The organism is Paenibacillus chitinolyticus (genome assembly GCF_045038035.1).
GTDB classification, from domain to species: Bacteria; Bacillota; Bacilli; order Paenibacillales; family NBRC-103111; genus Paenibacillus_F; species Paenibacillus_F chitinolyticus_A.
Genome location: NZ_CP173427.1, coordinates 2242427 through 2257397 on the forward strand (window position 1 = coordinate 2242427; position 14971 = coordinate 2257397).

Below are 14971 nucleotides of genomic sequence, written 5' to 3' on the forward strand. Positions count from 1 at the left end.
GCCATGCAAACGAGCGAAACCATTCATCCCGACAAATCCATCGATACGGTGCTGGAAGTGGCCCCTAAAGCACCCGGACGCGCTACACACGTAACGGAGCTGGACGATTCATATCTTATTCACGGCCAGCACGCCAATGTGCTGCTGACTTTTTTGGAAAACGGGCTGTTCCGGATCAAATTGTTCCACGGGAATAAGCCGGAATTTAAGGCCGCGACCGTCGCTGTACTGGCGGAATCGTTTCAACCGGTTAAAGCCGACCGGACGGAAAGCCCGGAAGCGTTCGAATTCCGCACTTCCGCGCTGCGCCTGATCGTCGAGAAAGAAACGTTCGCTTTGACGGTTCAAACGCCGGAAGGCGAGCTTCTGATGAAGCAGCCCACGCTTTCGTGGACGACACGCGGTTCGCTGAGCGGCTCCTATGTGATGGGGACGGACTCTCATTTTTACGGCCTCGGGGAGAAAACGAGCTTCCTGGACAAGCGGGGAGAGCGCTATGCGATGTGGAACTCCGACGTGTTCGCGCCGCATGTGCCGGAAATCGAAGCGCTGTACGAATCGATCCCTCTGCTCATTCACATGCATCAAACCGGGACGTACGGGCTGTTTTTGGACAATCCCGGCCGCACTGATTTCGATATGCGCACGCATCCCGATCTTTTTACGATTCAATGCACGACCGGGGAGTACGATCTGTACTTCATTTTCGGTCCTCAGCCCAAAGACGTCGTCGGCCGTTACACGAAGCTGACGGGCCGCATCTCCATGCCGCCGAAATGGTCCCTTGGCTATCATCAGTCCCGTTACAGCTATATGAACCAGCAGGAAGTGCTGGAGCTGGCACGCACCTTCCGCGAGAGAAACATCCCGTGCGACGTCATTCATCTCGATATCCATTACATGGATCAGTACCGCGTCTTTACGTTCGACAAGGACCGTTTCCCGGACCCGGAAGGAATGATGGCGGAGCTGAAAAAGCTCGGCATGCGCATCGTGCCGATTGTCGATCCCGGCGTAAAAAAAGATCCCAAATACCCGATTTACCGGGAAGGGATCGAGAACGGCTATTTTTGCAAAAAGCTGGAAGGCGAGCTGTTTATCGGAGACGTATGGCCCGGTAAAAGCGCGTTCCCCGATTTCACCGAAGACGCCGTGGGCAAATGGTGGGGGGAGAAGCACAAGTTCTACGTGGACCTCGGCATCACGGGAATCTGGAACGACATGAACGAGCCGGCCGTGTTCAACGAATCCAAAACGATGGATCTCGATGTCATCCACGGCAATAACGGAGACAGTAAGACGCACGAAGAACTGCATAACTTGTACGGCATGATGATGTCCAAAGCGACATTCGAAAGCCTCCGGGAGCAGCTGGGCGGAGAGCGGCCGTTCGTTCTGACACGCGCGGGCTACAGCGGAATACAGCGTTATGCCGCCGTATGGACGGGCGACAACCGCAGCTTCTGGGAGCATATGGCGATGGCGATTCCGATGGTGCTGAACCTGGGGTTGTCCGGCATTCCGTTCACGGGTCCCGATATCGGCGGCTTCGCGCATCACTCCACGGGACAGCTGCTTGCCCGCTGGACGCAAATGGGGGCGCTGTTCCCTTTCTGCCGCAACCACAGCGTGATCGACTCCGTCCGCCAGGAACCGTGGTCGTTCGGCGAAGAGACCGAGGCCATCTGCCGCACCTATATCGAGCTGCGCTACCGCTGGATGCCGGTATTATACACGCTGTTCCACGAAGCATCTTTGACCGGGATGCCGATTCTGCGGCCGCTTGTGCTGGAATATCCGCGCGATCCGCAGGTGACGAACCTCAGCGACCAGTTCCTGCTCGGCAGCAGCGTCCTCGTCGCCCCGGTTTACCGTCCCGATACGGAGCACCGCGCCGTGTATATCCCGGAGGGCGAGTGGATCGACTACTGGAGCGGGGAGAAGCATGCGGGACCGAAGCATATCCTCGCCCACGCGCCGCTCCACATTATGCCGATGTATATCAAAGCGGGAGCTATTCTTGCGGAAGAGCCGCTTAAACAGCATGCGGACGAGGAAGCGGCACCGGCTCTGACGTGGAACGTTTATGCGTCCGGCGGCAGAGCCGAGGGAACCGTGTACGAAGACGACGGGATCACTTACGGGTACGAGCAGGGAGCGTACAATAAGATCCGCATGTCTACGGAAGCGGCGGACGGAGGCATGAAGCTGGCTTGGGTTTACGAGCACAGCGGGCTGCCAATCGCGGACCGCAGCTTCCTGATCCGCATCATGCACGCGGGATTCGCCCCTGCGGAGGTAGAAGGCCTCCAGCGTATGGATGCCGGCATGATCGGCGGAGACCGGGCCGCAAACGGCTGGGCTTACGACGAAGCTGCCGGAGAGATCCTGATCCGGACGGCGGACACCCCGCAGCAAGTTGTGCACATCCGCGCCTGATCGTTCAGCGCACGGTCAGACCGCTTCCGGCGCTAAAGCTCCGGCCCCTTCAGGGGTCGGGGCTTTTTAGTGCGCCCGTGTGTATGACCGCTGTATCGCGAATGAGCTGACGGGGCGGAGAGCAGCCCGGCAGCATCTGAGGCAGCTGTGCACAAAACAGGCGGGGATAAGCCCGAATCCACCCGCTTCTGTCCGATTCGTGCGGACGGTCCCTCTGCTGCTTAGTCCGCTTCGGGATCGCTATTTCAGCTTGGTGATCACAAAGCCGCCGACCACGATACCGAGGCCGACCCACGTTTTCCAGTTCGGAATTTCTTTCAGGAAGATGTAACCCATCAGCACGCAGATAAAAATCTCGATGCCTTTGGATATGCCTAGGGACAAGGTCAGGTTGCCCGTCGTCTTGTAGCAGAACTTCACGCCGTATCCGATCATGACATTGGCCGCAAATACCAGCGGGATCATTTTGCACTGAAACCACAAGGTTTGCCAGAGCGAAGGATCAATATGTTTGCTCTGGTACGAGAAGATGCTGTTGATCGTCAGAAGCCCCCCCAGAAGGAGGGCGATTCCGTAAACCATAAACATGTGCAGGTCTCCTTTGTCTGTTTCTTCCCGTTTAATGTTTCCGGCGCGCAACAAATTAACCGCAGTAAAACTTATTTGTTCCGGACAAAATAAACTATTCACACAATGTTAACGAGAATAGCCCTGTTGAGTCATATTAAAAAGGGCAGCCGCGTGTAAGAATAATGGAAGCGAAAGGAAAGGAGGCCTTGCCTTGCTAAAACCGATCAGCCGATTTCTGCTGGCCGTTCTTCTGGTGTTTGCCGTCACGGGTTGCTCGTCCGAACTTAAGGGACAGGACCCGGCCAAAGTCAAAGTCGATCTCGTCACCGATCCTTCACCGGTCAAAACAGGCGAGAAAGCGGTGGTCACGGCGCAGATTACCGGATTAACCACACAAGAGGGGGCGAGAGTCCAGCTCGACGTCCGCTTGGCGGACAACAGCGGGCTTCCGGAACTGCTGGATGCGAAAACAAGCGGGGACGGAAATTACTCGATAGAGAAAACGTTCGATCAGCCCGGCAAATATGCCATTTACGTGCATCTCTACCAGGGAGTGCTGCACATCACCAAGAAAAAGGTGCTTGACGTTTCATGAAGCCCCGGCTGATTCCCCTGTGGCTGTGCGTCTGTGCCGCGCTGGCCGCCGGGGTATGGCTGCCTCACCAGCGGGCGGAAGCGGCTCCGCCGGACGCGGGTGGGGCCCGGCCCGCCGCGCTGCAGCAGCTCATCGACCGTACGCCTTCCGGCGGTCTGCTCCGGCTCCCGGCAGGCTCCTACGAGGGCCCGGCCGTTATTGCCCGCCCCATCGCGATCGAGGGGCAGAGCGGCGCCGTCGTCAGGAACAAGGACGGTAGCGGAAAGCCCGCTATCACCGTCCGGGCGGACGATGTTTCCCTGAAAGGCCTGCAGATCGAGCAGGACGGAGAGGGGGCGTCTTCCGACATGCCCGCGGTGCTGGTCCAGGGAAGCGGAACCTGGCTTCATTCGCTGGATATCCGCACGGATGCTTTCGGCATTCTGCTGCGGGATACGGGGCATAACCGGATCGAGAATAATTCCGTCGTCCGGACCGGAAGCGGAGCGGCCAAGCTGTCCGAAAGACGCAATGGCATCGATCTTTTCAACGCGCACGATAACGTGATCTCGGGCAACCGAGTAAGCTCCATGAACGACGGCATTTATCTGGAAAGCAGCCACCGGAATATGGTGGAGGCCAACTCCGTCGAACGTTCCCGGTACGGGATCCACTGCATGTACACGAAGGGGACGGTCGTCCGGGGCAACACCGGCATGTACAACGTCACGGGCGCCATGATCATGGGCGTCAAGGAAGCCGAGGTATCCGGCAATTCTTTTACGAAACAAAGCGAGAGCGTCAACTCGCAGGGACTGCTGTTCTTCGACGTACATAACTCGAAAGTAACCGGCAACAAAGTGGAGGGCAACCGGGTCGGCCTTTATGTCGAGCAATCGGGCTCCAACGATTTCGCTAACAACGACGTGCTGCAAAATTTCGTGGGCGTCCAGTTTCTGGAGTCGGAAAATAACCGTTTCACCGGAAACCGCTTTATCGGCAACGTAATCGAGGCGGAAGCGGATGAGAGCGAGAGCAACGCATTCAGCGGCAACTTCTGGGAAGCATTCCGCGGTCTGGACAGCGACGGGGACGGAAGCAGCGAGCTGTCGTATGCGCTGAATCCTTTTTTTCAAAGATTGACGGGGGAGGTTCCCGCTTACCAGCTGTTTTTTCAGTCGCCGGGGATGCAGTTTCTCGAAAGTATGTACACCTCCGACCGTGAAGGCTGGACCAAGGACGCAGCGCCTATGATGAAGCCCGGAACAGGGCCGGAACAAAAGCCGCTAAGCGGAGAGGCGGGGAATACGACTTTAGTGTTCGGGCTTCTGCTGCTGCTGGCTTCGATCAGTACAATTTATTATGTGGGGGTTAGACGGGTATGAAAAGAAAAGGTTTGTTTTTGCTGAGTGTTCTGCTGATTTTGACGGTTTTGTCCGCATGCGGGAAAGCGAAGGATCAGGCGGAGCCCATCAACGAAGAAACGGATAAGTGCGCGATCTGCAACATGCAGATCAAAGACGACGCGTTTGCCGTCCAGCTCAAAACGAAAGACGGGAAAACCTACAAATTCGACGATCTCGGCTGCATGAACGAATGGAAAGGGAAAAATGCGGCGGACTCCATCCAAGTCCAGTTTGTCCGGGATTACAACAACAAAGAGTGGATCAAGTATGAGGATGCGACTTACGTGTACGATCCTTCCTTCAAATCCCCGATGGCTTACGGCATTTATTCGTTTAAGGACAAAGCGGAAGCCCAGAAATTCGCGGACAGCCAGAAAAAAGGCAAAGTGATGACGGCTGCGGATCTCGGCAAGCACACGTGGGAACAGAATAAAAGCATGATGAACATGGGCGGAAGCCATGATCACAGCGTCACGCCGGAAGGCGGAGATAAGGACGCTCACGGCGGCAAAGCCGGCGACCAGGGAATGCACGGCAAATGAACGTGCTGACGATCGCGCTGCGCGAAGTGAAAGTCGGGTTTAGAAACCCTTGGGCCTATTCGTTTATGGCCCTCTTTTCTTTATTCAGCCTGTCCTTGCTTCTTATTAACGCTCAAAGCTTCGTACAGGGCTATTCAAGCTCCACCTCTTCCATGCTCAATCTGATCTTATATTTACTTCCGCTTATGACGCTTCTGCTGGGCTCGTTTTCGCTAACGGCGGAGAAGGAGGAAGGAAGCTGGCAGCTTCTTTCCACGTATCCGCTCGCTACCTTTGCGTTTATTGCCGGGAAATATACGGGTTTGACCGTGGTCATGCTGACCATCGTTGCCTTCGGGTACGGCCTGACGGGCGTAGTCGGAGCGTTGACCGGAAGAGGGCTGCAGCCGGCCACGCTCGGATTGTTTTTCGCCTTTTCCACGGGGCTCGTTCTGCTGTTTCTTGCGATCGCGCTTGTGCTGGGCACGTTTGCCAGAAACCGCTGGCAGGCGCTAACCGCAGGTGTGGCGGTGTGGTTTTTCGCGGTGATCGGCTGGCCGACGCTGCTGATTGCCGTTCTCGGTCAGCTTCCTTACGTCTGGATCAAAAGCGCGCTTGTGGTGCTCACGTTTTTGAACCCGGCAGAGCTTGTCCGGCTGTTTGTCGTCGTGAAGCTCGGCGGCGGCGCGGCGCTGGGGCCCGAATATTACGAGTGGGTCCGCTGGATCGGCCGTCCGGAAGGATCCCTGGTATTTATGGGCTTGTGCCTGGTCTGGATCGCCGTATGCGCAGGCTTGGCCAACTGGATCTGGGAAAGGGGGCGCTCCCGTGGCTGAGAATGTCCTGCACGTGTCGGACTTGCACAAAAAAATCGGCAAGCAGCCGATTATCCACTCGGTCAACCTTCGAATAAGCAGGGGACAGGTGCTGACCCTCTGCGGCGGCAACGGAGCCGGGAAAAGTACCATTCTGCGCATGATCGCCGGTATTACGCAGCCCACTTCGGGGGTTATCGAGGTGAACGGCCGCAAGTGGAAAGAAAACCGCACGGCGTACGCGCAGCAGATCGGATACATGCCGGACGACTATTTGTTCGGACAAGGGTTGTCGGCGGAGGAAACCCTTCAATTCTGGGCTTCGCTGCGGAAGGTTTCCAAAGCGAGAGTGCTGGAAACCCTGGAGCTGGTCGGGCTGGCCGAGGTGAGACGCAAGCCGGTCAGTTCCTTCTCCAAAGGCATGCGGCAGCGGCTGCTGTTCGCCCAAGCGCTGCTGGCCAAGCCGGCGCTGCTCATCATGGACGAACCGACCAACGGACTCGATCCTTACTGGATGGACTCGTTCGTTGAGCTTGTCCGCTACGCGAAGCGGGAAGGTCATGCCGTTCTGTTCTCCACGCACCAGCTTGGCGTGGCGGAGTCGGCCGCCGATCATGTCGTGTTCCTGAAAGAAGGGCGCATAGCCGAAGAGGGAACGGCCGAGTCTTTCCGGGAAGCATACGGTCCTCAAGGGCTGCAGGCGGCCTTCTCCAAACTGTTCGGCTATCGTACCGGCGGGGACGGCGGGATTTAGCGGGAGGTGGGAGATTTGACACATAAGCTGCGGCGAGGAGCCGTCCTGCTGATCGCGGGGCTGATCGCGGCCGCTCTGGCGTACACCCTGTTCCATGCGGATTCAAAGGAGACTGCCGTTGCCGTCCGGGCCGGTGCGATGGCGCCGGATTTTACCGTTACCGGTTTGGACGGCCGTTCCGTCGCGCTTTCCGACTACCGGGGTAAGGGCGTGCTGCTTAATTTCTGGGCCTCCTGGTGCGGCCCCTGTACGCATGAGATGCCCCGTATGAACGAAGCTTACCTCGAAGGAATTCCGGACGTGGAAATAGTTGCCGTCAACGTAGGCGAATCGAGAGGAACGGCGAACGAATTCGCCATGCAGGGAAACCTTGCATTTCCCGTGCTGCTCGATCCGAGCGGCGAGGCCGCCCGGAAATACCGGGTCGTCGGCCTTCCGGCCACCTTCCTCATCGATCCCGACGGCAAAATAGCGGCGGTTCGTCCGGGTGAGCTGACCAGCTCTGCGGAAGTGAAGAAGCTGCTGCAAAGCCTGAGCAGATGAATGAAGGCTGGCTTCGGGTTAAGCCGGGAAGCCGTCCGTATATTTTTACAGCCGCCGCTAAAAAACTCCGGACCGCCGTAGGTCCGGAGTTTTTCGTTCATCCGCTTTATATCGCCGCTGTATACCGTCCGGCGCAGACCACCGGGGTGTCCGGCATCGGCATCAGCATCCGCAGGCGGGATGCCGCCGCAGATTATCCAGCAGCTCCTCCGTCAGGGGAATACCGAGGCTCCGGTAACCCATCAGGAGAGCACCGGCTGCGGGGGAGAAAGCGGACGGCTGCCAGCGGTAGGTCTTGCGGTTGCCGCCGCTTAATTTTTCCGCAAGTTTTTGCTTGAAATAAGAGCTGTTCACGACACTTCCGGCAGCCGCCACCGAAACCGTCTCTCCGTTAAAACGGGAACCCAGCAGCTCGATGCCGACCGAAATCTGGTGAACCGCGCGGTCGCAGACCGTCCGGGCCAATCGGCTGCCCTTCACAGCCTCTCCGGTGATCAGGGGAGCCAGTTCACCGAACTTTTTATTGCGCGCCTTGGTGTCGGCAATGAAGCCGGCGCACGCGAGCTCGGAGTAACTTTCCAGCGTTTCCAGCCCCCAGTGATCCAATATGCCGGCGATCAAATCCGCATCCGACTCGTCCGAATTGCCCGCAAGTGCCTCGTATGTGACGTCATAGCCGAGAAAACGCGCCGCGCTTGCCGAGTAATGATGCAAATCGTAATTGCGGATGTGCCTGTTGTCGTCCGTAACGGCCAGAATGATCGATCCGGTCCCGGAAATAACCATGATCCCCGGTTCGGACAACAAAGCGCCGCTGTGAGCGACAACGGCGTCGTTCACAAGCTGCCGGGGGCAGCTTAACCCTTCCACGTCGGTTAGCCCGCGAACCCAGGGAAGATCGGATTCGGAGTCGTATCCGGCCATTCCCGCGGTCAACGAGGCCGCTTGATCCAAAGTCCTGCCGGCTTGTGCGACCGCTTCCAGAATTGCACCATGGACATGTTCCCGCGCACGGTCGTCCTTGTGGACGGACGAAGCGCCTTTTTCCGCGTAGGCCAGCACGTTACCGGCCAGATCCGCCGCAAGAACCCGAGTATGCGTGCCGCCTCCGTCCATTCCGAGAAGAAACGTTTTCGTCGTTAATCCGGTCATGTTAACCCCCCCGCCGATAATAATCGTTCAGAAGGATCATAACCCAGATTCCAGACCCTGGAAATATGCCTTTATAAAATTTTTTTCCAGGACGGACAAGACCTGCCGCATACCATGATTTCGGAGGAATTTTCATCCCGAACATCCTTCTATCCCGTCTTCCGTTCTTGCAGGGATTCTCCCGGGCCGATATACTGAAGTGTACGAGAAACAAGAACCTGGCGCCGGAACGACAAAAAGATGGATGTCTTGCACTGCGGGAAACGCGGCGAGATACATAGATAGGAAGATAGCCTTTGAAAACACTTGTGATTGCCGAAAAACCGGATATGGGCCGGACGATTGCCGCTGTCATCGAACCGAAAGCGGCGAACAAACGCACGTATATCGAAGGATCGGATTATATCATCACCTGGGCCATTGGACACCTTATAGAGCTTGCGGAACCCGATAAATACGATGAAAAGTATAAGAAATGGCGCTTCGAGCATCTGCCGATTATTCCCGACGAATTCAAGCTGCTGCCGAATCCCCGGACGAAAGATCAGCTCAAAGTGATTAAGGAAGTCGCCAAACAGTGCGACAAAATCGTCAACGCATGCGACGCGGGGCGGGAGGGACAGCATATTTTCTCGCTCATTCAGCGTCACTTGAAACTGAAGCAGCCCGTCAAACGTCTGTGGATCTCCGACTTGACCGCGGAAACGATCCGCAGCGGCTTTCAGCAGCTGAAGGACGGCTCCGATTTCGAAAATCTGACCAGAGCCGCGCGAGCCCGGAGCGAAGCCGACTGGATCATCGGCATGAACGGATCACGGGCTTTTACGACCAAGCATAATGTGCTCTTATCCGTCGGGCGGGTTCAGACTCCCGTGCTGGCGCTCATTTACGACCGCCAAAAGTTGATCGAAGAATTCTCCTCCTTGAAGTTTTACGAGGTGGAGGCGTTCTTCGCCCAGGAGCAGACGGAATACCGCGGGTTGTGGCAGGGTGAGCGCATCACGGACCCGGCCAAGGCCGAGGGCATTGCGGCGAAAGTAAAAGGAAAACCGGCCCGCATCGCGTCTTACGAGGTCAAAGATACGAAGGAATATCCGTTCAAGCTGTATGATTTGACGCTCCTTCAGCGGGAGTCCAATGCCAAGCTCGGGTTTTCGGCGAAAAAAACGCTGGACGTGGCCCAGGCGCTCTACGAGAAGCACAAAGTCATTTCGTATCCGAGAACGAACTCGAATTACGTGACAGAGCAGAACATTCCCGAAATGCACAAAACGCTTTCGGCCCTCCAGGGAACGGCCTACGACGAGTGGGTCCGCCAGGCCAACCGGAATCTGGTCCACAAAAACAATAAAGCGATTTGCAACCCGGCCAAAGTGGAAGACCACCACGCGATTCTCCCGACGGGCAAACGGGCAAACGGTCTGTCGGCGGATGAGCAGAAGGTGTACGATCTGATCGTGCGCCGGTTTTTGTCGCAGTTTTATCCGGCCGCCGAGTATAAGGTGCACACCGTTCTGACGGAAGTGGAGAAAGAAACGTTCAAGACGACCGTCAAGGAGCTGCTGCAGCTCGGATGGAAAGTGCTGTACCCCGAGTCCAAGAAAGACGGCAAACGCGCAAAAACGAAGGACGATAAGGGAAAGGAAGAGGAAGAGGCCGAGGAAGAAGAAACGTCCGAGCCGTTTTCTCTGAACGCTTCTCTCGGCGCTCACTGCAGGGATGCGGCGGCCAAAGAGAAGGAGACCCAGCCGCCGAAAGCTTTTACGGAAGGCACGCTCCTGAAGGCGATGGAAAGCGCCGGCAAGCAGATCGAGGATGAAGAGCTGCGCGACGCGATGAAAGACTCCGGTCTCGGAACTCCGGCTACCCGCGCGGCGACCATCGAGCGCTTGAAGCACGTCGGCTATGTCACGATGCAGGGCAAGCGCATCACGCTGACGCCCAAAGGCCGGACGGCCGTGGAGCTGATCCGCGCGGCGGGCGTGGAGCTGCTTACTTCGCCGGAGATGACGGGCCAGTGGGAACGCCGGCTCAATGAAATCTCACGCGGACAAGCGTCCGATGAGACGTTTATGCGAAATGTCAAAAAATTCGCCACGCTCATCGTTGACAAAGTCCGCGTCCAGAACCGCGCGGCGAGAACCGCCTTCGAGGGCGACGAGCCCGCCGGGAAAGCGGGCGGACGGGCCGCGGCCGGCAAGACGCGCCGGAGCGCCAAAGCCTCCGGCACGGAAGGCGCAGCCGCGGGAACGGCGCCCAAGGCGCGCGCAGCCGCACGCAACGCGGCCCGCGGAAGCGGAGCGCCGGCAGGCCGGGCGTCTTCGGCCCGGAGCGATGCGGCCGGCGTCACAGCGGCACAGGCGCCCGGGCGAGCGGCTGCGGAAGCGGAGGCAGCCGCGCCGAACTCCCGGGCTGCCAGGGGGCAGACTTCCGGCCGGAGCTCCCGCGGGGCATCCGCCGCACAGGTTGCCGCTAGACCGGCGGACGGGCCGCGCGTGGTCGGCGGTTGTCCTCGGCCAGGCTGCGGCGGAACCATTTTTATGGGTAAGAAAGGATATGGCTGTTCCCATTACAAGACCGGCTGTACCTTCGTGATCTGGAAGGAAAGCTTCGGACGGAGCCTGACGGATGCCCAAGTGAAGGCGCTTCTGGAAAAAGGCAAAACCGCCAAGCTCAAACTGGAACGGCAGGGCGGAGAGGAAGTTTCCGCCAGACTTGTGCTTGCCGATCCGTCGACCGGAAGACTGGAAACGGAGGAATAGGAAGGAGAAGTAAGCGATGACGATCTTGAAAAACGACTGGGCAGAGTTACTGTCGGAGGAATTCGAGAAACCATACTATCTGAAGCTGAGAGAGTTTTTGAAGCAGGAATACGCGGAGCGGACGATCTATCCGGAGATGCACGATATCTTTAACGCCCTGCACTATACGGCGTTCAAGGATGTGAAGGCGGTTATTTTGGGGCAGGACCCTTATCACGGCCCCGGTCAGGCGCACGGCCTGAGCTTTTCCGTCAAACCGGGCGTACCCGCCCCGCCTTCCCTTAAAAACATGTTCAAGGAAATGAAGGAAGATATCGGTTGTCCGATCCCGAAAACGGGGTATTTGAAGCACTGGGCCGACCAGGGCGTGCTCCTCTTGAACACCGTGCTGACCGTAAGGGCCGGTGAAGCGAATTCCCACAAGGGAAAAGGATGGGAGCTATTTACGGATAAAGTCATCGAGACGCTGAACCGCAAAGAAACACCCGTTATTTTCATTTTATGGGGCAGCCACGCGCAATCCAAAACGCAGCTGATCGACTTGAACCGGCACGGCGTCATCAAAGCTCCTCATCCGAGTCCGCTTTCCGCCCACCGGGGATTTTTCGGCAGCAAGCCTTATTCCAAAGCCAACGCATGGCTTCGGGAACAGGGAATCGAGCCGATTGACTGGTGTCTGCCGGAATAATAGGGATCGGTATGAAGCACGGCACTTTTAGATTTATTTGTAAATAGGGCAAGTTTATCCGACTAATCCGTCATTCGAAAGCCGTGCGCATGCGCGGTTTTTTTTGTTTGTTCCGAAGGGCTGCATCTCTCGTGCCGTTTTACGGGCTTTCTTGAAAATAAGTACACACTTTTGCGTCGTTTGTGCGTTAGTGCACGAATCGCAGTCGATTAGCCATTGAAGATCTCCTACTTCCGATTATAATTAAACACAGGTGTTCCTTAATGCACAATAGTGCGATTACTTTTGTGGAATTATCTCATTGTTGTACGGAATACCAAAAAAACGAAAAGGAGAAAAAACATGAGAAAAACAGTATCCTTTAAACATAATCAGATCAATATGGCGGGGCATCTTTACCTTCCGGAAGGATTTGACGAGAACAAATTATATCCGGCCGTTGTCAGCGTACATCCGGGCGGGGGAGTAAAAGAGCAGACTGCGGGGCTGTATGCCGCTAAGCTTTCGGACCAAGGTTTTGTCACGCTGGCGTTTGACGCGTCTCATCAGGGAGACAGCGGGGGTGAGCCGCGTTTGCTTGAAGACCCGTATGCGCGGGTGGAAGACGTGCGCTGCGCGGTCGATTATCTGAGTGCTCTCCGGTTTGTCGATCAAGAAAAAATCGGAGTGCTCGGTATTTGTGCAGGCGGCGGCTATGCCGTAGCCGCAGCTCAAACCGAACGGCGCATTAAAGCGGTCGCGACTGTCAGCGCAATCGATATCGGTGCGATGTTCCGGGGGGAAGAAAGCATAGAAACACAATTGCAGACGCTTGAGGCGGTTGCGAAGCAGCGCACCGCAGAAGCGAACGGAGCGGAAGCGCATCTGCTTAATTGGGCACCCGATACGCTTGAGGACATGGATGAACATACCCCTGTGCTGATGCGTGAAGCTTATGGCTACTATAGAACGCCGAGAGCACAGCACCCTAATTCCACGAACCGGTTCCTGTTCACGAGTGTCGGCAAGCTCTTGTCGTTCTCGGCATCGAGTCAAATTAGCACATACCTGACTCAACCGATGTTAGTGATTGTCGGTACCGAGGCTGACACACGCGTTTACAGCGACCAATTCTACGCCTTGTCGAACGGACCGAAAGAAATGTTCCTGGTAGAGGGGGCCACGCATATTGCGATGTACGATATCCCGAAATATGTAGGCCAAGCCGTAACTAAGTTAACGGATTTTTTTGGTCAAAATCTGAAAAATTCAACGAAGTAATACGCAATGCGTTTCTAAAGAACAGCGATTATATCGGTTATCGTTAATTACAGAGCCGTTTTCCGAGAAGAGAACTTGGGAAACGGCTTTGTTTTGATTTCGGATCACGCGGGGAACCATACATCGAGTAAAAGTTGACGTCATCTAGTCCAGGATCCAGGATTTACATCCGGCACAATGTTTGTAATAATCAAAAAGAACAGGATCATTTCCTCCTTTTACAAGGTTTTTAGAAAGTCTGGTGACGCTTCGTGACTGTAGTGGACAGAAGAATACTCAAATCTCAAGAAGCCATAAAAAAGGCTTTTATTGAATTGTTGTCAGAAAAGAATTTAGATCACATTACCATACAGGATATTGCCGACCGGGCAAATGTAGGCCGAAGAACCGTCTACTCTCATTACTTGGATAAATATGATCTTTTGGATAAGCTCATTGACGAACATATCAGCGAATTGGAGAAACTCTGTAAGTCAACGGCCGAAATGAGTTTTGTCGATGCTTTTCTCGTATGGTTTGAATACTTTGAAAATCATTATTCCTTCTTTTCGATCATGTTGGCAAGCAAAGGCTCCCCGTATTTCCGCAGCCGGTTTCTTGCGCTTGTCATCGACGAGTTGAAGCGGGAAGTGGATGTGAAAGCGGGGAAAAATAAAGGCTTAAGTCAAGTGGTGCTTGTTCAATTTTTTGGAGCAGCTATAGTAGGAATCATTGAATCCTATTTCACGAACGGGATACCTGATCCGCCTCAGGTCGTCGCGGAACAAGTGGGAATTTTGTTGGAGCGGAATTTATAAGTGAAGGGGGCCTAAGTAAAGGCCGCCTTTTTTCTCGCGACAAATCCCTCAAATCCGCGTATATGTAAATAGATGGTTAACTAAAAGGCGAAGGCCGTAAAGGGGTGGAGCATGGTTAAAAAAATCGGGCTCGTGCTTCTGCTTGCGATTGCCGCTGGTGTCATTTTTTACAACTGGAACGAGTACAGGGAAAAAAGTATGACGGATGTAATTCCGCTTCATGCCGGTGAATGGACTTGGATGGCTTTTAGCAAGAACCGGCCTGCGCCGGATGCCAAACCGTTTGAATGGGAAACGAAAGAGAAGGAGCCGATGGAGGAGCTGCTCGCGTTTTTAAGCCAATATAGAGTGAAAAGAAAGCATGTCGGCTACGAAGCGCTGAGTCAAGAGGTTACCGCCTTAAGGAACTCCGGGTCCGCTTTCGAATTTGAACTCGTTCGCGATAAATCCGAAACGGTCTTGATTTATGCAAATAACGATACCGTTTATGTTTTGACGGACCGCTTGTACGAAATTAAAAACGGGCCGATTAACTCGGAGTGGATCGATACTTTCAATGAAAAATACCGGAAAATTTACGGGAATTCGTAAGCCTTCGCATGAAGGCTTTTTTTGTTGCGGATTTAGCGGCCGTAGTTTTGGGTTGACAAAAAGAGGAAGGGGAATTATCTTTGGATTAAAGGTTTAAAA

The 14971-nt window shown here is 55.4% G+C and carries 14 protein-coding genes; 12 read left to right on the top strand and 2 right to left on the bottom strand.

Features of this window, described 5'->3' with window-relative positions:
• Nucleotides 1-3: 3 nt before the first annotated feature.
• Nucleotides 4-2439 (top strand): TIM-barrel domain-containing protein, encoded by a 2436-nt coding sequence (locus ACI48J_RS10315; protein WP_405082659.1) that lies wholly within the window; start codon nt 4-6, stop codon nt 2437-2439.
• A gap of 240 nt (nt 2440-2679) precedes the next feature.
• Here ACI48J_RS10315 and ACI48J_RS10320 read toward each other — a convergent pair whose 3' ends face one another.
• Complete coding sequence (locus ACI48J_RS10320; RefSeq protein WP_326055118.1) at nt 2680-3027, bottom strand: hypothetical protein; 348 nt, start codon at nt 3025-3027, stop codon at nt 2680-2682.
• 193 nt (nt 3028-3220) lie between these two features.
• Here ACI48J_RS10320 and ACI48J_RS10325 point away from each other — a divergent pair, with 193 nt between their 5' ends.
• The 6 genes from ACI48J_RS10325 to ACI48J_RS10350 are packed head-to-tail and all read left to right on the top strand — an operon-like array spanning nt 3221 to nt 7622.
• The gene (locus ACI48J_RS10325; RefSeq protein ID WP_405082660.1) at nt 3221-3604 is read left to right on the top strand and encodes a FixH family protein; all 384 of its coding nucleotides are present in this window, start codon (nt 3221-3223) and stop codon (nt 3602-3604) included.
• On the top strand, nt 3601-4968 hold the full coding sequence (locus ACI48J_RS10330) for a nitrous oxide reductase family maturation protein NosD (RefSeq protein WP_405082661.1): 1368 nt from the start codon (nt 3601-3603) through the stop codon (nt 4966-4968). The genes ACI48J_RS10325 and ACI48J_RS10330 overlap by 4 nt, the downstream gene beginning before the upstream one ends.
• Entirely contained in the window at nt 4965-5531 is a 567-nt protein-coding gene (locus ACI48J_RS10335; protein ID WP_326056961.1) for a nitrous oxide reductase accessory protein NosL, read from the top strand. Before ACI48J_RS10330 ends, ACI48J_RS10335 begins: the two co-directional genes overlap by 4 nt.
• Nucleotides 5528-6346 carry an ABC transporter permease gene (locus tag ACI48J_RS10340; RefSeq protein ID WP_405082662.1) on the top strand — a complete coding sequence of 273 codons (819 nt, stop codon included), beginning with the start codon at nt 5528-5530 and terminating at the stop codon, nt 6344-6346. The genes ACI48J_RS10335 and ACI48J_RS10340 overlap by 4 nt, the downstream gene beginning before the upstream one ends.
• On the top strand, nt 6339-7079 hold the full coding sequence (locus tag ACI48J_RS10345; RefSeq protein WP_326056965.1) for an ABC transporter ATP-binding protein: 741 nt from the start codon (nt 6339-6341) through the stop codon (nt 7077-7079). Before ACI48J_RS10340 ends, ACI48J_RS10345 begins: the two co-directional genes overlap by 8 nt.
• A gap of 6 nt (nt 7080-7085) precedes the next feature.
• Complete coding sequence (locus tag ACI48J_RS10350) at nt 7086-7622, top strand: peroxiredoxin family protein (RefSeq protein ID WP_405082663.1); 537 nt, start codon at nt 7086-7088, stop codon at nt 7620-7622.
• A 162-nt stretch (nt 7623-7784) separates the two neighbouring features.
• Here the strand turns inward: ACI48J_RS10350 and ACI48J_RS10355 are convergent, their stop codons facing one another.
• A complete protein-coding gene (locus ACI48J_RS10355; RefSeq protein WP_405082664.1) occupies nt 7785-8774 on the bottom strand; it encodes a BadF/BadG/BcrA/BcrD ATPase family protein in 990 nt (329 codons plus the stop codon).
• A 296-nt stretch (nt 8775-9070) separates the two neighbouring features.
• On the opposite strand from ACI48J_RS10355, the gene ACI48J_RS10360 reads away from it, so the two are divergent.
• The 5 genes from ACI48J_RS10360 (at nt 9071) to ACI48J_RS10380 (ending at nt 14872) form a co-directional block, all read left to right on the top strand.
• Entirely contained in the window at nt 9071-11536 is a 2466-nt protein-coding gene (locus ACI48J_RS10360; RefSeq protein ID WP_405082665.1) for a DNA topoisomerase 3, read from the top strand.
• Nucleotides 11537-11552: 16 nt separating this feature from the next.
• Nucleotides 11553-12224, top strand: a complete 672-nt coding sequence (locus tag ACI48J_RS10365; protein ID WP_405082666.1) for a uracil-DNA glycosylase — start codon at nt 11553-11555, stop codon at nt 12222-12224.
• A gap of 342 nt (nt 12225-12566) precedes the next feature.
• Nucleotides 12567-13484 carry an alpha/beta hydrolase gene (locus ACI48J_RS10370; protein WP_405082667.1) on the top strand — a complete coding sequence of 306 codons (918 nt, stop codon included), beginning with the start codon at nt 12567-12569 and terminating at the stop codon, nt 13482-13484.
• A gap of 251 nt (nt 13485-13735) precedes the next feature.
• Nucleotides 13736-14281 (top strand): TetR/AcrR family transcriptional regulator, encoded by a 546-nt coding sequence (locus ACI48J_RS10375; protein ID WP_405082668.1) that lies wholly within the window; start codon nt 13736-13738, stop codon nt 14279-14281.
• 111 nt (nt 14282-14392) lie between these two features.
• Nucleotides 14393-14872 (top strand): hypothetical protein, encoded by a 480-nt coding sequence (locus ACI48J_RS10380; protein WP_405082669.1) that lies wholly within the window; start codon nt 14393-14395, stop codon nt 14870-14872.
• The last annotated feature ends 99 nt before the right edge of the window (nt 14873-14971 follow it).

Coding starts and splice junctions, on each gene's coding strand:
- ACI48J_RS10315 (WP_405082659.1), top strand. CDS start 4: ATGCAAACGAGCGAAACCATTCATCCCGACAAATCCATCGATACGGTG.
- ACI48J_RS10320 (WP_326055118.1), bottom strand. CDS start 3,027: ATGTTTATGGTTTACGGAATCGCCCTCCTTCTGGGGGGGCTTCTGACG.
- ACI48J_RS10330 (WP_405082661.1), top strand. CDS start 3,601: ATGAAGCCCCGGCTGATTCCCCTGTGGCTGTGCGTCTGTGCCGCGCTG.
- ACI48J_RS10335 (WP_326056961.1), top strand. CDS start 4,965: ATGAAAAGAAAAGGTTTGTTTTTGCTGAGTGTTCTGCTGATTTTGACG.
- ACI48J_RS10340 (WP_405082662.1), top strand. CDS start 5,528: ATGAACGTGCTGACGATCGCGCTGCGCGAAGTGAAAGTCGGGTTTAGA.
- ACI48J_RS10355 (WP_405082664.1), bottom strand. CDS start 8,774: ATGACCGGATTAACGACGAAAACGTTTCTTCTCGGAATGGACGGAGGC.
- ACI48J_RS10365 (WP_405082666.1), top strand. CDS start 11,553: ATGACGATCTTGAAAAACGACTGGGCAGAGTTACTGTCGGAGGAATTC.
- ACI48J_RS10370 (WP_405082667.1), top strand. CDS start 12,567: ATGAGAAAAACAGTATCCTTTAAACATAATCAGATCAATATGGCGGGG.
- ACI48J_RS10380 (WP_405082669.1), top strand. CDS start 14,393: ATGGTTAAAAAAATCGGGCTCGTGCTTCTGCTTGCGATTGCCGCTGGT.